The 18,342-nt window shown below is 72.4% G+C and carries 18 protein-coding genes; 10 read left to right on the top strand and 8 right to left on the bottom strand.

Annotated features, from left to right (window positions below; translation table 11 throughout):
• Nucleotides 1–21 precede the first annotated feature (21 nt).
• The 3 genes from DVK05_RS13440 to DVK05_RS13430 all read right to left on the bottom strand — a co-directional run bounded on the left by DVK05_RS13440 (nt 22) and on the right by DVK05_RS13430 (nt 3,674).
• On the bottom strand, nt 22–1,677 hold the full coding sequence (locus tag DVK05_RS13440) for a methyl-accepting chemotaxis protein (RefSeq protein WP_121564312.1): 1,656 nt from the start codon (nt 1,675–1,677) through the stop codon (nt 22–24).
• Between the two features lie 255 nt (nt 1,678–1,932).
• A complete protein-coding gene (locus DVK05_RS13435) occupies nt 1,933–2,916 on the bottom strand; it encodes a 5,10-methylenetetrahydromethanopterin reductase (RefSeq protein WP_121564083.1) in 984 nt (327 codons plus the stop codon).
• A 2-nt stretch (nt 2,917–2,918) separates the two neighbouring features.
• Nucleotides 2,919–3,674 carry a coenzyme F420-0:L-glutamate ligase gene (locus DVK05_RS13430; RefSeq protein ID WP_121564081.1) on the bottom strand — a complete coding sequence of 252 codons (756 nt, stop codon included), beginning with the start codon at nt 3,672–3,674 and terminating at the stop codon, nt 2,919–2,921.
• A 471-nt stretch (nt 3,675–4,145) separates the two neighbouring features.
• Here DVK05_RS13430 and DVK05_RS13425 point away from each other — a divergent pair, with 471 nt between their 5' ends.
• Nucleotides 4,146–4,649, top strand: a complete 504-nt coding sequence (locus tag DVK05_RS13425; protein ID WP_121564079.1) for a DUF367 family protein — start codon at nt 4,146–4,148, stop codon at nt 4,647–4,649.
• 91 nt (nt 4,650–4,740) lie between these two features.
• The gene (locus DVK05_RS13420) at nt 4,741–5,214 is read left to right on the top strand and encodes a redoxin domain-containing protein (protein ID WP_121564077.1); all 474 of its coding nucleotides are present in this window, start codon (nt 4,741–4,743) and stop codon (nt 5,212–5,214) included.
• 189 nt (nt 5,215–5,403) lie between these two features.
• Here DVK05_RS13420 and DVK05_RS13415 read toward each other — a convergent pair whose 3' ends face one another.
• A complete protein-coding gene (locus tag DVK05_RS13415) occupies nt 5,404–5,766 on the bottom strand; it encodes a DUF5518 domain-containing protein (protein ID WP_121564075.1) in 363 nt (120 codons plus the stop codon).
• 138 nt (nt 5,767–5,904) lie between these two features.
• Here DVK05_RS13415 and DVK05_RS13410 point away from each other — a divergent pair, with 138 nt between their 5' ends.
• From DVK05_RS13410 to DVK05_RS17405, 4 genes are all read left to right on the top strand, one after another.
• Nucleotides 5,905–8,328: a cation-translocating P-type ATPase gene (locus tag DVK05_RS13410; RefSeq protein WP_121564073.1), complete on the top strand. Its 2,424-nt coding sequence runs from the start codon at nt 5,905–5,907 to the stop codon at nt 8,326–8,328.
• A gap of 79 nt (nt 8,329–8,407) precedes the next feature.
• The gene (locus DVK05_RS13405) at nt 8,408–9,394 is read left to right on the top strand and encodes a hypothetical protein (RefSeq protein ID WP_121564071.1); all 987 of its coding nucleotides are present in this window, start codon (nt 8,408–8,410) and stop codon (nt 9,392–9,394) included.
• Between the two features lie 69 nt (nt 9,395–9,463).
• A complete protein-coding gene (locus DVK05_RS13400) occupies nt 9,464–9,763 on the top strand; it encodes a hypothetical protein (RefSeq protein WP_053772684.1) in 300 nt (99 codons plus the stop codon).
• A gap of 121 nt (nt 9,764–9,884) precedes the next feature.
• On the top strand, nt 9,885–10,061 hold the full coding sequence (locus DVK05_RS17405; protein ID WP_199712333.1) for a hypothetical protein: 177 nt from the start codon (nt 9,885–9,887) through the stop codon (nt 10,059–10,061).
• A gap of 47 nt (nt 10,062–10,108) precedes the next feature.
• Here DVK05_RS17405 and DVK05_RS13395 read toward each other — a convergent pair whose 3' ends face one another.
• Nucleotides 10,109–11,176 (bottom strand): type II glyceraldehyde-3-phosphate dehydrogenase, encoded by a 1,068-nt coding sequence (locus DVK05_RS13395; RefSeq protein WP_121564310.1) that lies wholly within the window; start codon nt 11,174–11,176, stop codon nt 10,109–10,111.
• Nucleotides 11,177–11,360: 184 nt separating this feature from the next.
• Here DVK05_RS13395 and DVK05_RS13390 point away from each other — a divergent pair, with 184 nt between their 5' ends.
• Nucleotides 11,361–12,311, top strand: a complete 951-nt coding sequence (locus DVK05_RS13390) for an aminopeptidase (RefSeq protein ID WP_121564070.1) — start codon at nt 11,361–11,363, stop codon at nt 12,309–12,311.
• Nucleotides 12,312–12,663: 352 nt separating this feature from the next.
• Here DVK05_RS13390 and DVK05_RS13385 read toward each other — a convergent pair whose 3' ends face one another.
• Entirely contained in the window at nt 12,664–13,575 is a 912-nt protein-coding gene (locus DVK05_RS13385; RefSeq protein ID WP_121564068.1) for a hypothetical protein, read from the bottom strand.
• A gap of 166 nt (nt 13,576–13,741) precedes the next feature.
• Between DVK05_RS13385 and DVK05_RS13380 the strand changes: the two genes are divergently transcribed.
• From DVK05_RS13380 to DVK05_RS13375, 3 genes are all read left to right on the top strand, one after another.
• A complete protein-coding gene (locus DVK05_RS13380) occupies nt 13,742–14,725 on the top strand; it encodes a nucleoside recognition protein (protein ID WP_121564066.1) in 984 nt (327 codons plus the stop codon).
• A gap of 98 nt (nt 14,726–14,823) precedes the next feature.
• Nucleotides 14,824–14,988: a hypothetical protein gene (locus tag DVK05_RS17400; RefSeq protein ID WP_167551924.1), complete on the top strand. Its 165-nt coding sequence runs from the start codon at nt 14,824–14,826 to the stop codon at nt 14,986–14,988.
• A 111-nt stretch (nt 14,989–15,099) separates the two neighbouring features.
• On the top strand, nt 15,100–16,359 hold the full coding sequence (locus DVK05_RS13375; RefSeq protein ID WP_121564064.1) for a CaiB/BaiF CoA-transferase family protein: 1,260 nt from the start codon (nt 15,100–15,102) through the stop codon (nt 16,357–16,359).
• Nucleotides 16,360–16,381: 22 nt separating this feature from the next.
• On the opposite strand, the gene DVK05_RS13370 is transcribed toward DVK05_RS13375, so the two are convergent.
• Together DVK05_RS13370 and aceA are read right to left on the bottom strand one after the other, a co-directional pair.
• A complete protein-coding gene (locus DVK05_RS13370) occupies nt 16,382–17,302 on the bottom strand; it encodes a CoA ester lyase (RefSeq protein WP_121564062.1) in 921 nt (306 codons plus the stop codon).
• The gene (gene aceA / locus DVK05_RS13365) at nt 17,302–18,342 is read right to left on the bottom strand and encodes an isocitrate lyase (RefSeq protein WP_121564060.1); all 1,041 of its coding nucleotides are present in this window, start codon (nt 18,340–18,342) and stop codon (nt 17,302–17,304) included. Before aceA ends, DVK05_RS13370 begins: the two co-directional genes overlap by 1 nt.

The raw sequence follows: 18,342 nt of genomic DNA, 5'->3' as shown, positions 1-18,342 counted from the left end.
GTCGGCCCGACCGGGAATCCGTCAGTCGTCGTCGCCCGGCGCCGACCGGGTCGCGGCGGCGTCCGCCGGCGCGCCGGTCGCGATCCCGCCCTCCTCCGCGCCGTCCGGCACCTCGAACTCGTTCAGCCGCGCGAGCAGCTCGTCGGACTGCTCCGAGAGCGTGTGGACGCGCTCCGTCACCTCCGAGACGGTCGCGGTCTGCTCCTCGGCCGCGGCCGCGACAGTCTCCGCCTCGGTCGCTGTCTGCCTGCTCACGGACGCGACCCCGTCGACCATGTCGACGACCTCCTGGGTCGTGCGCGCCTGGTCGTCGGTCGCGTCGCTGATCTCCTGGACGGTCTCGTCGACGGTCGTCACGTCCTCGACGACCCCCTCGAACTCCCGGAGCGTCGACTCGATGGTCTCGACGCCCTCGGCGACCTGCGCCTCCATCGCCTCGGCGTCGGCCGCGGTCTCGGCGGACGCCTCCTGGACCGCCTCGATGCGTCCGGATATCTCCGCGGCCGACTCGCGGGTCTCCTCGGCGAGCGACTTCACCTCGTCGGCGACGACCGCGAACCCGTCGCCGGAGCCGTCCGCGCGGGCCGCCTCGATCGAGGCGTTCAGCGCGAGCAGGTTGGTCTCCTCCGCGATCTCGTCGATCACGGCCGCGATCTCGTCGATCTCGCCGACCCGCTCCGCGAGGTCGGTGACGGCGGCCGCGGTCTCGCCGATCCGGCTCTCCAGGGTCTCGAGCTCGGCGATCGCCTCGGCCGCCTCCTCGCGCCCGGAGCGACCGCGGTCGGCCGCGTCGCGGGCCGTCTCGGCGGCGTCGTCCGCGGAGGCGGCGATCTCCTCGACGGTCGCCGACAGCGTGTTCATCTCGCCCGCGATCGCCTCCAGCTCGTCGGTCTGCTCGGCCGCGCCGTCGGAGATCTCCCCGACCGAGCCGGCGACGTCGCCGCTCGCGTCCTCGACTTCGTCCATGCTCGCGCGCACGTCGTCCGCGGTGCCGGCCACGTCCGCGGTGAACGCGCCCACGTCGCCGAGCGTCTCGCCGAGCGTCGCGACGAGCCGGTTGTAGTTGTCGACGAGCTCCGCGTACCGGTCCTCGTCGGTCGCCAGCGCGTCCTCGTCGATGGTCGCCGTCAGGTCGCCGTTCTGCGCGCGCTCGGCGGCGTCCCCGAAGGCGTCGACGAGCGCCTCCAGCTCGGTCGTGTAGGCGGCGAGGTTCTCCGCCATCTCGTCGAGCGAGTCGCCGAACGACCCGGGCACGTCCTCGTCGAGCGCCGGGTCGTCGAACTCCTGCGCCGCGAGCGCCTCGGCCTGCGCCGAGACGGTCGTGAGGTAGCCGTGGACCTCGCCGAACGCGGCCACGAGGCTCCCGACCTCGTCGGGCTGGCTCGGGTCGAGGGCGTCCGCGGCGTCCCGGTCGACCTCCTCGACCTCGCCCGCGGCGATCGCCTCGGCCTGACGCTCTAACGCCCGGATCGGGGCGACGAGATCCCGCCGGACGATGAGCAGCGTGTTGTAGATGGCGACGACGGACCCGAGGAACAGCGCCCCGGAGACGACGTACGCGACGGTGCCGGAGAGGACGAACTGCGCGAGAAAGATACCGACGGTGACGAGGAACTGGATGCCGACGGCCGCGACCATCTTGCGCTCTATCGATTCCGAGACGCCGAGCCCGTCCATCGTCCGCCAGAGGAGGGCGTCGTACCGCCCGCGTATCCCGGGGCGGCGCTGCCGTGTCGTGGACATGTCCGGACCTCGACGAGACCGGGTTATCAACCTCCCGCCGGCGTTATCACGTTCGATTCTCGATTGTCACGGGCCGAGAATCCGCGGACCGGGCCGGCGCCGGTCGAACGGCAGACGATCGAACGGCGGACGGTCGAACGGCGAGCGGGCGCGCCGTCGCGGGGCCTTAGAACAGCCCGTCGCGAGGTCTCAAAAGAGGCCGTCGACCGCCTCGGCCGCGAGGTCGACGGCGGCCTCCAGGTCGGGGCCGAGCGGCGACCCGACGACGAGGCCGTCTGCGTGCTCGGCGACCGCTGCGGCGCGCTCGCGGACGGTCTCGGGCGTGCCCGCCATACAGAACGCGTCGATCATCTCGGGCGTCACGCGCTCGAAGGCGGCGGAGAACTCGCCGGCGGAGACGCGGTCGCCGATCTCGCTCGCCGCGCCCGGGTCGATCCCGTGGCGCTTCAGGACGGGCGGCGCCGCGCCCGCGGCTATGAACGCGACCGGCGGGCGGGCGGCCTCGCGGGCGGCCGCCTCCTCGTCGGCGACCGACACCGCGGCGTACGCGATCAGGTCGAACTCGCCACGGTGGTCCGGCCTGTCGTCGAGGCCGTCGTCGACCTGGTCGCGAGCCCACGCGAGGTCCTTCGGGTGCGACCCGTTGTACAGCAGGCCGTCGGCGTGTTTCGCGGCCATCCGGCACATGTGCGGCCCCTCGCCGCCGACGTGGATCGGAATCGACGCGCCCTGCGGCGGCTCGTAGTTGAGGCCCGCGTCCGCGGCGTCGAAGGCGCCCTCGTGGTCGACGCGCTCGCCGGCCCACAGCTTCTGGGCGGTCTTGAACGCCTCCAGGACGGGCCGCAATCCCCGCTCGTCTTCGAGGCCGAGGTTCGAGAGCGTCGAGGGGTCGCCCGGCCCGAGGCCGAAGACGGCGCGCCCCCCGGCGACCTCGTCGAGGGTGGCGACCTTCGAGGCGAGCGTCACGGGGTGGGTCTCGTAGGGGTTGGCGACGCCCGGGCCGAGCCGGACCGACTCGGTGGCGGCCGCGAGCCGCGAGAGGAACGCCCACGGGTCGCGGTTGTTGTAGTGACACGTCGAGTAGACGGCGTCGTAGCCGGCCGCCTCGGCGCGGACGCCGAGGTCGACGAGGCGAGACATCTCGTGTTCGGGGGTGAGTTCGATACCGAGCATGGTTACTCCTGAAACGTCCACTCCCGCAGGGCCTGGCGGACGAAGTCGCCCTCGACCTCGCGGAAGTGACTGTCCGAGCCGTCGTGGTCGCCGAACTCCCAGTCGCGGACGACGACCACGGGGGTCCCGCCCGCGCCCTCGCCGGCGACGAGGTTGGCGGCCGCGGCGAGCTCGTCGACCACGTTCTGGACGGTGACGCCCATCTCGCGGCCGTCGCGGTCGCGCTCGCCGCGCCAGTCGCGGCTCGCGGGCATCCCCGCCCAGCCGATCGCGACCCCGCGCTGCCCGTGGCGGAACGGGCGTCCGCAGGTGTCGCTGACGACGACGCGGTCGGCCGCGAGCCCCCGGCGGATCCGCTCCGCGCTCTCGGAGGGGCGCTCCGGGAGGAGCAGCAGGTCGCCGCCGGGGACGTTCGACCGGTCGATGCCGGCGTTGACGCCGACGTGGCCGAAGCGCGTCGCGGTGAGGAGGAACGGGGCCTCCATCACGAGCTCCGTCGACTCCTCGATGACGGCCTGCGCGAACCGCGGGTCCTTCTCCTCGCCCGTGATCTCGGCGAGCCTGTCGGCCACCTCCCTCGCGCGCGGGCTCGCCGGGAAGTCGTCGAGGTCGAAGACGCGGCCCTCCGCCTTCGAGACGACCGTGCTGGCGACGACGACCACGTCGTCCTCGCGGAGGTCGACGCGCTCGCCGATCATGGCCGCTAGGTCGTCCCCCTCCCGGATCTCCGGGAGGTCCGGAACCGCGAACAGCTCCATGCGAATACCTGCGCGGCGACGTGGAAAAACCCCGCCGGTACCGGGTCGGTTTGACGCTATCCGGGGCGTGGTATATGACGAGGTCCGGTCACCGTTTCGACGTTCGGACAGAGAAGCAGGCGTTAATGACACGATACCGCGCGCAACGCGGTTTCTGTTAAACGCATATTAGGAGATGGCAGCGATAACGAGTCATTCAGCCGAACGGTTTTGTACCGTGACCGGCGACCCTCGGCCGCGATGTGCGAATCAGCGACTGAACCCGATCCGGCGCCGATCGGGACGCGAACGCGCGTCCCGGCCGACAGCGACGACGACGAACCGTTCCTGACGCGGACCCGCGCCCCGTGAGGGGCGGCGGGCCACGATTTCGCTGATTTTTCGCCGCCCTCGTCCGTCCTCGTCCGCACCCGTCCGCCCTCGTCCGCACCCGTCCGCACGGCTTATAGGCGACTCCGCCGAACCCGGGGTGTGGACCTCCACGTCCGGTACGAGGGCGACGACGACCCCGACAAGTGTACGGCCCGGAAGCTCTCGCGGTTCGACCTCGCCGAGCTCCACCGCTCGGACCGGGCCACGCCGTACGGGGTCGTGCTCAACCCCCACGCGGAGCGCGCGCTCTCGCCCGCGGACGCCGAGCGGGCCGCCGAGAGCGCGCTCGTCGCGCTCGACTGCTCGTGGGAGTCGGCCGGCGAGAAGATGTTCAGCCTCCCCGGCGAGCACCGCGCGCTCCCGTACCTCGTCGCCGCGAACCCCGTGAACTTCGGGCGGCCGATGCGGCTCACGACGGTCGAGGCGTTCGCGGCCGCGCTCGCGATCCTCGGCGAGCGCGACCACGCGGAGCGCGTCCTCGCGAAGTTCACCTGGGGCGAGACGTTCCTCGAACTCAACGCCGAGCCGCTCCGGCGGTACGCCGACTGCGAGGACTCGGCCGCGGTCGTCGCGGTCCAGCAGGAGTACCTCGACCGGGAGTAGCGGCCGCTCGCCCCGGAGCCGGCGGTTCCGATAGCGGCACCGAACGGGGTCGCGGCAAGCCTTTTGCGTGATTCGACCGTATCAGACACTGATGGTTTCCACAGGCGACGACGCACCCACGTTCACCGCGACGGTCGGCACGAGCGACCACGAGCCGTTCGACCTCGACGAGCGGATCGGCGACGGGCCGGTCGTGCTCGCGTTCTTCCCCGGCGCGTTCACGCCGCCGTGTACGAACGAGATGATCGCGTTCCAGGAGCGCGCCGACGCCTTCGCCGACGCGGGCGCGACCCTGTTCGGGATCAGCGCCGACTCGCCGTTCTCGCAGGGCGCGTTCCGCGAGGAGCACGGCATCGAGTTCGACCTCGTGAGCGACATGGCCGGCGACGCGATCCGCGCGTACGGGCTGGAGATCGACATCGCCGACCTCGGGCTCCACGGCATCGCCAACCGCGCTGTGTTCGTGATCGACGACGACGGGCAGATCGTCTACGACTGGGTCGCCGACGACCCGACGAACGAGCCCGACTACGAGGCGGTCCTCGACGCCGTCGAGAGCGCTTAAATATCGGATTATCGCGGAGTAGTCGTTTCTGCTGCTGTTCGGATCGCTTTTTTATACGGTACTGAGGTGCGCGTAGCGCCGGCGACCTCGCACCCGCTCTTCGCGGGCGAGGCCCGCTCGGAGGCGCGCGCCGACGCCGAAACGACCACTTTCGACTCCCTCGGAACCGGCAGTCTCGAAGATGCGCGATTATTCCCCGACCACGCCGCCGATGGCGCCCGCGAGCGCCGAGTCGACGGCGAACAGGAACGTGAGGAACAGGCCGACGACTAGCACGCCGGCGCCGCCGAGCAGGCTCCCGACCGGGCCGCCCACGAGGCCGACGAGGCCGCCGAAGAGGGCGAGCAGCAGCGTGACCACGACCCCGCTCACCGACCCCGCCAGCAGCCCATGCCAGAAGCCGGAGAGCAGGCCGCCGCCCGCCAGGTACCCCGCGACGAAGCCGCCGACGAGGCCGGCGGCCGCGTGCCCCACCACGGGGACGAGCGTCGCGAGCAGCCCGGCGATCAGCATCACGACGAACCCGTAGCCCACGGCGCGCCAGTCGGTCATGCGACGCGGTAGCCTATCCGCGGGTAAATACTTCGTCGTCAAATTGCTATTCCTATGCGTTTATTTAATAACTCTTGATAAGAGAGGCCGTTAAAATGGTAGCTGGATTAATAACGCTGTGAGCGGTAGCGGTTAGTAATGAGCGACTCGCGCGAAGCGGACGGTCCCGACGGCGACCCGGCCGACCGCCGCGGCGGCGGGGCGACGGACGAGCCCGACGGGGCGCGGCTCCGGCTCTCGGTGCCGGACATGGACTGCTCGTCGTGCGCGGGAAAGGTCAAGGGCGCGCTCGACCGCGAGGGCGTGCTCTCGGTCAACACCCGCCCGACCACGGGCGTCGTCGTCCTCACGTACGACCCCGACCTGACGGACGTCGAGGCGCTGACGGCCGCGGTCGAGGGCGCCGGCTACGCCGTCGCGGACGCGGAGTCGGACGGCGTCGCCGACGACCTGTTCACGAGCCCCCGGGCGATCGCGACCGCGGTCGGCGGCGTGTTCCTCGCCGCCGGCCTCGTCTTGGAGTGGCTGCTCCCCGGCCTCGACCCGACGTTCGCGACGGTCGGCGGCGTGGGGTTCCTCGGGCCGTGGGCGGTCACCGGCGCGTCCGTCGCGTACCTGCTGGCGGTCGCGGTCGCCGGCCCGCCGATCCTGCGGAACGGGCTCTACTCGCTGCGGGGCCTGAGCCTCGACATCGACCTGTTGATGAGCGTCGGCGTCGTCGCCGCGCTGCTCGTCGACCTCCCGTTCGAGGCGGCGACGCTCGCGGTGCTGTTCTCGGTCGCCGAGCTGCTCGAACGCTACTCCGTCGACCGGGCGCGCACCTCCCTCCGCGAGCTGATGGAGCTGTCGCCGGACGAGGCGGTCGTGATCCGCGATGGCGACGAGGAAACGGTCCCCGCCGAGCGCGTCGCGACGGGCGAGCGGCTCGCGGTGCGGCCGGGCGAGCGCGTCCCGCTCGACGGGGTCGTCCGGGAGGGCTCCGGCGCGGTCGACGAGTCGCCGATCACCGGCGAGTCCGTCCCCGCGGAGAAGGCCCCCGGCGACGAGGTGTACGCCGGCTCGATCAACGAGGCCGGCTACCTCGAGGTCGAGGCGACCGCGCCGGCGAACGAGTCGACCATCGCGCGGGTCGTCGAGCTCGTGGAGGCCGCCAACGGCGAGGAGACGCGCGCCGAGCGGTTCGTCGACCGCTTCGCGAGCGTCTACACCCCGATCGTCGTGGTCGGCGCGGTCGCGACCGCGGCGCTCGGCCCGGTCCTCGTCGGCGGCGGCGCGGAGACATGGTTCGTCCGCGGGCTCACCCTGCTCGTGATCGCGTGCCCGTGCGCGTTCGTCATCTCGACGCCCGTCAGCGTCGTCTCCGGCGTGACCGCGGCCGCGCGCAACGGCGTCCTGATCAAGGGCGGCGAGCACCTGGAGGCCGCCGGCGACGTCGACGCCGTCGCGCTCGACAAGACCGGGACGCTCACGCGCGGGGAGCTGTCGGTGACCGACGTGGTCCCCCTCGGCGACCGCGGGGCCGACGACGTCCTGGCGTGCGCGACCGCCATCGAGCGCCGGAGCGAACACCCGGTCGCGGCGGCGATCGTCGCGCGCGGCGAGGAGGCGGGCGCCGAGCTCGACGGCGAGGACGCGACCGCGGTCACCGGCTTCGAGGCGCTGACCGGCGAGGGCGTCCGAGCGGACCTCGACGGCGAGACCCACTACGCCGGCAAGCCCTCGCTGTTCGAGGAGCTCGGCTTCGACCTGAGCCACGCGCACGTCCGGCCCGACGGCGGGGTCGTCCGCGAGCGCGACGCGGACGCCGACGCCTCCGACGACGCGGACGCGAGCGTCACCGAGCCCGAGTCCTGCGACCACGGCCAGTACCTCGACCTGGCGAGCGAGACGATCCCCCGGCTCCAGGCAGAGGGGAAGACGGTCGTCCTCGTCGGGACCGAGACGGAGTTGGAGGGCGTCATCGCGGTCGCCGACACGGTCCGCCCGGAGGCGGCGTGGGTCGTCGACCGCCTCCACGAGCTCGGGGTCGACCGCGTCGCGATGCTCACCGGCGACAACGACCGGACCGCGCGGGCCATCGGCGAGCGCGTCGGCGTCGACGAAGTGCGCGCGGAGCTGCTCCCGGACGAGAAGGTCGACGCGGTCCGCGAGCTCGCGGCCGAGGCGGAGGGCGGCGCCGCGATGGTCGGCGACGGGATCAACGACGCGCCGGCGCTGGCGGCCGCGGACGTGGGGATCGCGATGGGCGCCGCCGGCACCGACACCGCCATCGAGACCGCCGACGTGGCGCTGATGGCCGACGACCTGACGCGGCTGCCGTACGTCGTCGACCTCTCCTCGCGCGCGAGCTCGACGATCCGGACGAACATCGGCGCCTCCCTCGCCGTGAAGGCGCTCCTGGCGGCCGGCGCCCCGCTCGGCTACGTGAGCGTCGCGATGGCCGTGGTCGTCGGCGACATGGGGATGAGCCTCGGCGTCACCGGCAACGCGCTCCGGCTCGGCGGCGTCGAGCCCGCGGAGCCGCCGGCGGCGGACGCGACCGCCGACGAGTCCGGCGCGTAGCGGAGCGCGCGCCGCCGCCCGGCGGGAGCCGGCGAGATCGGCCTCACGATTTTTATCGGCTCGACGGCAATTCGGGCGCATGCCCTCCGAGAGCGGACCCGCGGCCGCGGCCGACGCGGTCGACGCCGTCGAACCCGCCGACGCGGTCGAAGACGCAGAGCGCGACGACGCGACCGCGACCGACGGGGTCGACGCGGCTCGCGGTCCCGGGCGCGAGGCGATCGAGTGGGGACCGGTCCGGTACGACCGGCTGAGGTCGCTCGCGGCCGGCGCGACGGGCGGGATCGCTGGCGCCGTCCTCGTCGGAATCGGGGCCGTCGTCGCCGCCGTGCTCACCGGGATCGGCGAGTTCGCGCTGCCGAGCGTCGGCCTCGCCGAGGCCGCCGTCGGCGTCGGGTTCCTGTTCGCGCTCGCGGTCGCCACCGTCCCCTCGCTGTACGTCTGGTACCGCGAGACCGCGGTCAGCGAGCTGACCGTCTCCCGGCTGCGCGAGGCCGCGGGCGCGCTGCGGCCCGGCTGGACGCTCGCCGGGCTCGGCGCGGTCGCCGCGGCGGCGCTGGCGCTCCCGTCCGACCTCCTGCCGGCCTTCTGGCCGCTGTTCTGGCTCGTCTGGTTCGTGCCGGCCGTCGCCCAGTCGTCGGGCAAGACCGTCCGGCTCGACCCGGCGGCGGCGACGGTCGAGCGGACGTACCCCAGCTACGACCGGACCCGGAGCGACGACCTCGGGTCCGTCGTGCGGACGCGGCGGATCGACCTCCGGTGGACGACGCTGTTCCTGCTCGCGTACCGCGGGAACGCGTGGTTCCGGTCGACGCCGTGGCTGTTCGTCCCGACCGACCGCGCCGACGAGGTCGAGGCGGCGCTCGACGCGGTGCTGGCGGAGAGCGACGGCCCGGACCGCGCGAGCGTCCCGGAGCGGCTCACCCTCGCGGTCCTGGGATCGTTCTCGCTCGTCGTCGGGCTCCTGATGGCCGTCGCGGCCGGCGAGGGCGCGGGCGGCGTGGCGCTGGCGCTGCTCACGGCGCCGTTCTCCCTCCTGTTTCTCGCGCTGGCCGCGCGCCTGTGAGACGCCCCCGACACCGGACGTGACACCCCCTACCACGCGACTCATATACTCGCGGACCGTAGCACGGACATGGACAGACAGCGTCTGGAACGCGCGCTCGAAGACGAGTTCGGCGGGACCGAGGCGGAGCGGCGCGCCGTCTCGCGGGCGGCCCGCGACCTCGTCGACTCCGGGCGGCCTTCCGAGGACCGCGGTCACGGGCTGACCGTGCCGGGGGTGGTCGGGCACATGGAGGACGCCCCGGACGGCTCCTCGCTCGTCGAGCGCTGGAACTGGTGGATGGGCGCACTCGACGCCGCCTACGGCGGCTACGACTACTTCACGGTGCGGTTCGTCGAGGACGACGAGGCGACCGGCCTCCGTCGATAGGGGGAGGCGGACCCCGGAGCCGCCGTGCCCGAATCGCCGGCCAGCGGTACGGAGCTGTCCACTTTCACTTTCACTCCGGGCATGGCTCGCTTATAGGGGGATTCCGCTCCGATCGGGAGGTATGAGCGCAGTAGTCTCCGACCGACCGCGGTACGCGACGCCGACGCGCGTGGACGTCACCGACTGTCGAACCGACCGCCTCCCGGACCGCGTCCGGGCGAACCGCGTCGACGGCAGCGAGGTCCACCTCGAACGCCGGGGCGGGCGGACGTTCCTCGTCACGCGGCCGACCGAGTAATCGTCGCTTTCGGGCGGCAGTAAAGAAGAACTCAGCGCCCGCTCCCGTCAGTCGTCCGCGGGGAGTTCCGTGCGTGTCAGTTCGCCGTCCCCGAGCCGGCCGTCGAGACCGACGCCGAGCGTCTCGTTCGTCCGCGCGACCGACTCGGCCGCGTCGACGTCGGTCGCGAGCGCGCGGACCGCGTCCACGTTCTCGGGGACCACGTCGGCCTCCTGGTGGACGTTCTGGAACAGGTAGAGGTCCCGGCCGGTGACGCTTATCGACTCCTCCCAGACGCAGTTCTCCCAGAGGTCGCCGCGGGGCCGGCCCGCGTCGGCGGCGTAGTCCTTCAGCGCGCCCGCGCCGTCGATGCCGGCGGCCTCGGGGATGAGGAAGATCCGGCTCTCGTCGGCGAGCAGGTCGCGGACGGCCGCCGGGTCCGGCTCGGTCGCCAGCGTGACGTTGACGCTGTGGGTGTGCATCCCGGTGACGGGCGCCTTCAGCGCCGCGGTGTCGACGGTCACGTCCGGGAGGATCTCGTTCACGTCGGGGCCGTGGTGGGAGGGGACCGTCGCCGGGTCGGGGACGATGTCGTTTATCGGGCCGCGGTCGGTCTCGTTCGGGTCGCCGCCGCGGCGCACGAGCGTGACGCGCGCCTTCTCGACGCCGAAGGTCTCGTCGAGCGGCGCGAGCAGCCGCGAGAGCGCGGTCGTGTTACAGGAGACGACACGGACGGAGTCGGCGCCGCGGGCGGCCTCGAAGCGGCCGCGGGCGTTGAACGAGGCGTCGGCGACGGCCGCGTCCTCGCCGCCCTGAAAGATCGCCGGCGTGTCGTGTGCCTCGTAGACCGGCGCGTTGCGCTCGCCGACGCCGGAGGGGGCGCAGTCGACGATCACGTCGACGGCGTCGAGCAGGTCGCCGAGAGTCCCCGCCAGGTCGACGCCGGCGGCCGCGAACTGCTCGGTGCGGTCCTCGACAGCCGCGTAGAGGTCGTATCCGCGGCGCGCCGCGGTCTCGACGCCGTAGTCCGGCGACGCCTTGGTCACGCCGACGAGCTCCATGTCGGCCTGGGCCGCGACGGCGTCCGCGACCCGCTTGCCGATCGTGCCGTAGCCGTTGACGCCCACGCGTATCATGTGCGTCCCTCGCTCGGGGACCGGCATAATCTTTTCGAGAAACGCAAATTGAAATTAACTACCCCACGAGTAATCGATCGGTTAATTCGACGCCGATCGGTACCGGACGTAAATAATTCAATTACGAAATAGAGTAAAATCGGCGATGACAAGGCCTAACGCCCGGGCGGACGGAGACGCGGGCATGGCTGCCGACCTCTCCGACGCCGCGGCGACCGCGGTCGAACAGTGCCTGAACGTCGCCTCCGACGAGTCCGTCGTCGTCGTCACCGACGACGAGCGCGAGCCGATCGGCGAGGCGCTCTACGCGGCCGCGAGCGCCGTCACCGACGACGCGACGGTCCTCCGGTACCCCCCCGCGGACCAGCACGGGACGGAGCCGCCGGCGCCGGTTGCGGCCGCGATGCGGGAGGCCGACGTCTTCCTCGCGCCGACGACGAAGAGCCTGAGTCACACCCGCGCCCGCGGCGCCGCCTGCGACGCTGGCGCGCGCGGCGCGACGCTCCCGGGAATCACCGAGGACGTGTTCACGACCGGGCTCGACGCCGACTACGCCGCCATCGACGCCGCCTGCGACGACGTGCTCGACCAGGTGGCCGCCGCCGACGAGGTCCGCGTCACCGCGCCCGCCGGCACGGACATCACGTTCGGGATCGGCGGCCGCGAGTGGCTCGCCGATACGGGCATGGTCCGCGAGCCGGGCGACTTCTCGAACCTCCCCGCCGGCGAGGTGTTCGTCGCGCCCGAGACCGCGACCGGCACGTTCGTCGTCGACGGGACGATGATGCCCCACGGCCTGCTCGACGAGGGACAGACGCTCGCGTTCGAGGTCGAGGACGGGTTCGTCACCGACATCGCCGACGACGCGATCCGCGCCGACGTGGAGGCCGCCGCCGAGGAGGTGGGCGACGCCGCCTACAACCTCGCGGAGCTCGGCATCGGGACCAACGGCGGCGTCGAGGAGCTCGTCGGATCGGTCCTGTTAGACGAGAAGGCGGGCGGCACGGTCCACATCGCGATCGGCGACAACGCCGGGATCGGCGGCGAGACGGACGCGCCGCTCCACCTCGACGGGATCATCCGGGAGCCGACGGTGTACGCGGACGGCGAGCCGATCGACCTGCCGAGCGCGTAAGACGGCCTCAGGCGGGAATCTAACTAGTTGCTTATATATGACCGAGGCGGTGGCGCGTGCCGACGAGCGCCCGCAGGGCGCTGGTCGCACGCGCGAGGGAGTCGGTGGTTCGGAGCGAAGCGGAGAACCGCCGACGAGGCTGGGGAGGGGTGAGGTGCGGGGCTGTGTGGGCGGGGCTCGAAGGGGCGGTCGCGAGGCGGGCGCAGGCGACGGAAGCACCGCAGCGAGCGAACGGAGTGAGCAAGCGAGGAGCGCACCGAGCGTGCGCCCGCCTCGCGACCGGGGCTTCGGCGGTCTTCATCGCGCCAGCGGCAGCGGAGGAGCAACCGAACGGTTCCGCATATCGCTCGTCTTATTCCACGACCGCGAGCGCGACCCCTTCCACGTCCCGGACGCCGACCACCTGGTGCCGCCAGCCGTCGCCGGCGTCGACGCAGAGCGTGCCCGCCGCCGTGACCGCGACCGAGAGCCCGGGGCCGTAGCCGAGCGCGACGACCGCCTCGTCCACCGGAAGCTCGGCGGGCTCCCACGCCTCGTCGCCCCACTCGCCGCCCGCGTCGGCGTGAACCAGCAGGTCGCCGTCGACGACCGCCGTCGCGTGGCCGTCGCCGTCGGCCGCGACCGCGTCCGCAGGCCCCTCCCGCGCCGTCATCCAGCCGTTGCCGAGCCAGTACAGTCCCGCCCCGGTCGCGGCGAGCGGCATCCCGGCGCCGGCCACGTCGCGCGCGTCGTCCAGTCCCACGTCGGTGAGCCCGCCGTCGGCGACGCGGAACACCCCCTCCGCGCCCGCGACGAGCGCCCCGTCGACCGCGCGCGACTCCGAGACGGTTCCGAGCCGCGTCGTCGCGGCGACCGCCGTCCCGCCCGCCTCGAACGCGACGCGCTCGACCGCGCCGCTCTCGCGGGCGATGAGGAGCGCGCCGTCACGCGCTCCCGTCGCGTCGCCGCGCCCGCTCGCCGCGCCGACCGCGACCGCCGCGTCGTCGTCGACCGATTCGAACTCCGGGTCGTCGCCGACCGCCGCGACCGAGAGCCCGTCGGGCGTCGCCGCGGCGACGAGGTCGGCGGCGCCGTCGCCGCGCGCGAGGACGGCCACGTCGCGGGCGGGGTCGCGGGCGACCATGTCGAACGCGCCGACCTTGTCGGCCGACAGCGAGACGCGGACGATCCCGGACCCCGTCGCGACGTAGGCGTCGGTGCGGCCGGCGCTGCCCGCGTACACGCGCTTTTCGTCGATCGAGATGTCGTCCTCGGCGGGAGCCATCGGCCCCTCGTTCTCCGCGGCGGGACATAAGCCCCGCGCGCCGCCGCTCTCGCTCCGCGCGCCGACACTCTCGCTCCGCGCGCCGACGCCGGGCCGGCGTTCCGACGCGGTGGGAACGAGCGCGCGTTCCGACGCCCATTTGAGCGCCCCTCGCGTACGCCGGTTCGTGCAGTCAGTCGCCGCCGACCTCTCGGTCCTGCTCGCGGAGGTGGTCCCCCGGCTGGCGCGGATCACGGCGTTCATCGCGGGCGGCGTCTTCGCCGCCAACGTCGCCGTCGCGTTCGGGCTGGTCCGGTACGTCGCCGGGGTCGCGGGGTGGCTCACCCGACCCGCGAACCTCCCGGACGAGGTCGGCACGGCGATCCTCACGACCGCCGCGTCGACGACCGCGGGCTACGCGACGCTGGCGGAGTACCGCGAGGCGGGCCTGCTCGACGACCGGGCGACGCTCGTCGCCGTGGTGATGAACACGTTCTTCGGGTTCGTCCAGCACGTGTTCACCTACTACGTGCCGGTGTTGATCCCGATCCTAGGCGTCACCACCGGCGCCGTCTACGTCGGCGCGCGCGCCGGCATCGCGCTGCTGATCTCGGTCACGGGCGTCGTCGCGGGCGGGCTCCTCCTCTCGGAGTCGAACGTCGACCGGGCCGCGCTCGCCGACGTGGACGCGACCGGTCCCGAGGCCGACGACCGGACCGACCGCGAGCGCGTCCGCGACGCCGCAGAGAAGTCGTGGGGGACGCTCCGCCGGATCGTCCCGCGGCTCGCGGTCGTCTACACGCTCGTCATCTGGCTCGTCACCACCTACGACGTGCGGGCGCTGACGAGCGTCGCCGAGCCGATCACGGGCGTGCTGGGCCTCCCGGGCGCCGCGGTGCCGGTCATCGCGGTGTTCACGCTCGACACGACCGCGGGCGCGGCGACGCTGGCCGGGACCGAGGCCGGGGTCTTCACCACCCGCACCGCGGTCGCGTCGCTGCTCATCGGGAGCATCCTCTCGTTTGCCGTCTCGACGTTCCGGCGCTCGATCCCCTTCCAGTACGGGATCTGGGGCCCCTCGTTCGGCACGAAGGTGATCGTCGTCAACACCGCCCTGAAGCTCGTCTTCATCTCGGCGACGGTCGCGCTGCTGCTGGCGCCGGTGTGGTGAGGGCCGGCTCGGCGGGGCGCGGACCGCGGCGACCGACCGCGCGCGACGGCGGCGGGCGGATCAGTAGGTTCAACACCGGCCCGGATCGATCGGCGCACATGGCGCTCGAAAAGGACGTGGACTGTCCCGCGTGCGGCGAGACTCGCTCGTTCTACCGGACCGCGGCGATGACGCTCCACCTCGGCGAGAAGACGAAGTGGCGGTGTCCCGACTGCGGCTACGGCTACGTCGAGATCGACGGTATCGACACGCTCGCGGCCTGAGGCGACGCTCGTTTTCCGTCGGTCGCGGCGACGCCGCAACACTCAGTACCCCGGCGGCTGTGCCGGATCGCATGAACCGGATACGGCGACGGTCAGCGGAGGCGAGACCGCGTGGTCGGTGAGGCGCGAGAACCTGAGGGCGACACGGGCCCGCTCGACGGGCTCACCGTGTTGGACCTCTCGCGCGTCCTCGTCGGCCCGTTCTGCACGATGCAGCTCGGCGACCTCGGCGCGGAGGTCATCAAGGTCGAGCGGCCGGGCCCGGGCGACCAGACCCGGACGTGGGTCCCCCCGGCGTTCAGCGAGGGCGACGGCGAGAGCGACGAGGGCGCGGAGAGCGCCTACTACGTCAGCGTCAACCGAAACAAGCGGTCGATCCAGCTGGACCTGACGACCGAGGCCGGCCGGGCCGTCGTCCGCGACCTCGCGCGCGAGGCCGACGTGCTCGTCGAGAACTTCCGCGTCGGCAAGACCGCCGAGTGGGGCCTCGACTACGGCGACCTCGTCGAGGAGAACCCGGGGCTCGTCTACTGCGGCATCTCCGGCTACGGCGAGTGGGGGCCCGACCGCGACAAGCCCGCCTACGACATCATGATGCAGGCGCGGGGCGGGTTCATGTCGTTCACGGGCGTCGAGGGCGGCCCGCCGGTCCGGATCGGGGTCGCGCTCGCCGACGTGGGCGCCGGGATGTACGCGACGCAGGCGATCCTCGCGGCGCTGCTCGAACGCGAGCTCGGCGACGGCCGCGGGCAGAAGATCGACGTGAGCCTGCTTGACGGGCAGGCCGCCTGGACCAGCTACATGGCGACGAACTACTTCGCCAGCGGCGAGCCGCCGGGGCGCATGGGGAGCAAGCACCCGAACATCGTCCCCTACCGGGCGTACGAGACGGCGGACGACTACGTCGTCGTCGCCTGCTCGTCGGACCGGTTCTGGCCGCCGCTGTGCGAGGCGATCGACCGCCCCGACCTGCTCGCCGACGAGCGGTACGAAGAGAACGAGGGACGCGTCCGGAACCGCGACGAGCTGGAACGCGAGTTGGAGGAGACGTTCGCGGCGATGACGACCGACGAGGCGGTCGAGCGGCTGGAAGCGCACGACGTGCCCGCGAGCCGCGTCCGCGACGTCGGCGAGGTGTTCGACGACCCCCAGATCGAGGCGCGCGGGATGCTCGCCGAGGCGGAGCACCCGACCGCGGGCACGGTGCGGTTCCCCGGCTCGCCGATGCACTTCTCGCGGACGCCGACGACGGTCCGCCGCCACCCGCCCGCGCTCGGCGAACACACGGAGTCGGTGCTGCGCGAGTACGGCTACGGCGAGGGCGACATCGAGGAGCTCCGGGACCTCGGCGCGATCGCGGACGAGGAGTGAGCGGCGGGCGCGCGCCGGCGCCTCAGAGGATCCCGGCCTGCTCGGCGCGCGCGACGATGCCGCGGGCCATCTTGTCGGTCGCCTCGTCGACCATCTCGCCGTCGACCGAGACGGCGCCTTTCCCCTGTTCCTTCGCCTCGGCGTAGGCCTCGACGATCCGGCGCGCCTTCTCGGCCTCCTCGGGCGAGGGCGCGAACGTCTCGTTGGCGGGCTCGATCTGGCTCGGATGGATCGCCCACTTGCCGTCACAGCCCAGCTGGCTCGCCCAGCGGCAGGAGTCGCGGAACCCCTCCGCGTCCTCGATCTCGGCGTACGGGCCGTCGATCACCTGGAGGCCCTGCGCCTTCGCCGCGTGGGCGATGCGCGCGAGCTGGTAGTGCCAGTAGTGGCCGGGGTAGCCGCCGCCGGAGCCGATCGTGAGGCCGGCGGCGCCGACGTTGGCGGTGTAGTCGCCGGGCCCGAACACGAGCGACTCCAGGCGGTCGCTGGCGCGGGCGATGTCGGCGACCTTCGTCATCGCCTCCGGCGACTCGATCTGCGCCTGGAGGCCGATCTCGCCGACTGGGAGGTTGTTGTTCGCCTCGACCTGCGTCAGGAGATTGTCGACGGTGGCGACCGTCTCCGGGTTGTTCGCCATCGGCACCATGATCGTGTCGAGGTACTCGCCGGCCCGCCCGACGACCTCGATCACGTCGTCGTAGAACCACCGGGTGTCGACGCCGTTCATCCGGTAACAGGGCCGGGTGTCCGACCAGTCGTACTCGATCAGCCCCTCGATGACGTTCTCGCGGGCGTCGACCTTCGCCGCGGGCGCGACGGAGTCCTCTAGATCGAGGAACGCCTCGTCGGCGCCGGAGTCGGGCGCCCGCTCGATCATCTTCGGGTCGGAGCCCGGCGTGGCGAGCTGGCTCCGCCGGAGCGTCACGTCGTCCGGTCCGCCCATCAGTCGTCGCCCTCCGAGGCCGTTATCGGGTCGCTCTCGTCTTCGGTGAAGCCGGCCGACTCCTCCTGGCGCCGCCGGGCCTCGGGGTCGAACTCGGCCTCGACCTCCTGGTACCGCGGGACGAAGGAGAGCTCGTGGTGGCTCTCCGTCTCGTGGCCGATGTACCGCTCTTCGAGGTCGAACTGCGCCTCCTCGTCGTTCTCGGCGATGTTCGCGAAGTCCTCGTAGGCGGCGTGCGCGCCGGAGTGGAGCCCATACAGCGTGATGAAGATGTACTGGTAGCCCAGATCGCCCAGCTCCTCGAAGGTGAGCGGGTCCTCCTCGGCGCCCCACTCGAACGACGAGGAGTAGTTGAAGGCGAGATCGAGGTCCGGGTGGGTCTCGTGGATCGTCTCGGCGTACTCGACCGCGTCCTCGCGGGACGGGTCGGGCATCTCGGGCCAGACGAGGTCGACGCCGGCGTCGGCGTAGATCCGGCCGCGTTCGAGGTGCTCCTCCCAGTCGCCGTTGGCGGAGCCGTACGCGTCGGTGCGGGCGATGATGACGGTGTCCTCGCTCTGCTTGGCGTCGACCGCGGCCTCGAAGCGCGAGCGGGCCTGCTCGCGGGAGACGATCTGCTTGCCCGCGATGTGGCCGCAGCGCTTCGGCGAGGTCTGGTCCTCGATGTGGACGGCGGCGACGCCGGCCTTCTCGTACTCGCGGACAGCGCGGCGGACGTTGTGGACGCCGCCGTAGCCGGTGTCGCAGTCGGCGATGACGGGGAGGTTCGTCGCCTCGACCATGCGCCTTGCGTTCTCGACCATCTCGCTCATCGTGACCATCTCTAGGTCGGGGAAGCCGAACTGGCCGAGGACGGTCGAGTAGCCGCTCATGTAGGCCGCGTCGAGCCCGGCCATCTCCGCGAGGCGGGCGTCGAGGGCGTGGTAGATCCCGGGCGCGAACGTGTACTCCTGCTCGTCGAACAGCTCGCGGAGTCGGCGGCCGGCCGGGTTGTCGATATCTCTGGTGAAGACGTCGTCGTCGAGTTCGTTGGGATTCAT

This window comes from Halorubrum sp. Atlit-8R, from assembly GCF_003666025.1.
Taxonomy (GTDB): Archaea; Halobacteriota; Halobacteria; order Halobacteriales; family Haloferacaceae; genus Halorubrum; species Halorubrum salinarum.
The sequence above is the reverse complement of the archived record's forward strand: the minus strand, read 5'-3'. Positions and strand labels throughout refer to the sequence as shown.

Bases quoted from the DNA above. Each gene is read 5' to 3' on its own strand.
- DVK05_RS13390 (WP_121564070.1), top strand. From the start codon at position 11,361: ATGGCTGCCGACCTCTCCGACGCCGCGGCGACCGCGGTCGAACAGTGC.
- DVK05_RS13435 (WP_121564083.1), bottom strand. From the start codon at position 2,916: ATGCTCGGTATCGAACTCACCCCCGAACACGAGATGTCTCGCCTCGTC.
- aceA (WP_121564060.1), bottom strand. From the start codon at position 18,342: ATGAATCCCAACGAACTCGACGACGACGTCTTCACCAGAGATATCGAC.
- DVK05_RS13395 (WP_121564310.1), bottom strand. From the start codon at position 11,176: ATGATACGCGTGGGCGTCAACGGCTACGGCACGATCGGCAAGCGGGTC.
- DVK05_RS13405 (WP_121564071.1), top strand. From the start codon at position 8,408: ATGCCCTCCGAGAGCGGACCCGCGGCCGCGGCCGACGCGGTCGACGCC.
- DVK05_RS13400 (WP_053772684.1), top strand. From the start codon at position 9,464: ATGGACAGACAGCGTCTGGAACGCGCGCTCGAAGACGAGTTCGGCGGG.
- DVK05_RS13420 (WP_121564077.1), top strand. From the start codon at position 4,741: ATGGTTTCCACAGGCGACGACGCACCCACGTTCACCGCGACGGTCGGC.
- DVK05_RS17400 (WP_167551924.1), top strand. From the start codon at position 14,824: ATGGCGCTCGAAAAGGACGTGGACTGTCCCGCGTGCGGCGAGACTCGC.
- DVK05_RS13385 (WP_121564068.1), bottom strand. From the start codon at position 13,575: ATGGCTCCCGCCGAGGACGACATCTCGATCGACGAAAAGCGCGTGTAC.
- DVK05_RS13370 (WP_121564062.1), bottom strand. From the start codon at position 17,302: ATGGGCGGACCGGACGACGTGACGCTCCGGCGGAGCCAGCTCGCCACG.
- DVK05_RS17405 (WP_199712333.1), top strand. From the start codon at position 9,885: ATGAGCGCAGTAGTCTCCGACCGACCGCGGTACGCGACGCCGACGCGC.
- DVK05_RS13430 (WP_121564081.1), bottom strand. From the start codon at position 3,674: ATGGAGCTGTTCGCGGTTCCGGACCTCCCGGAGATCCGGGAGGGGGAC.
- DVK05_RS13415 (WP_121564075.1), bottom strand. From the start codon at position 5,766: ATGACCGACTGGCGCGCCGTGGGCTACGGGTTCGTCGTGATGCTGATC.
- DVK05_RS13410 (WP_121564073.1), top strand. From the start codon at position 5,905: ATGAGCGACTCGCGCGAAGCGGACGGTCCCGACGGCGACCCGGCCGAC.
- DVK05_RS13440 (WP_121564312.1), bottom strand. From the start codon at position 1,677: ATGGACGGGCTCGGCGTCTCGGAATCGATAGAGCGCAAGATGGTCGCG.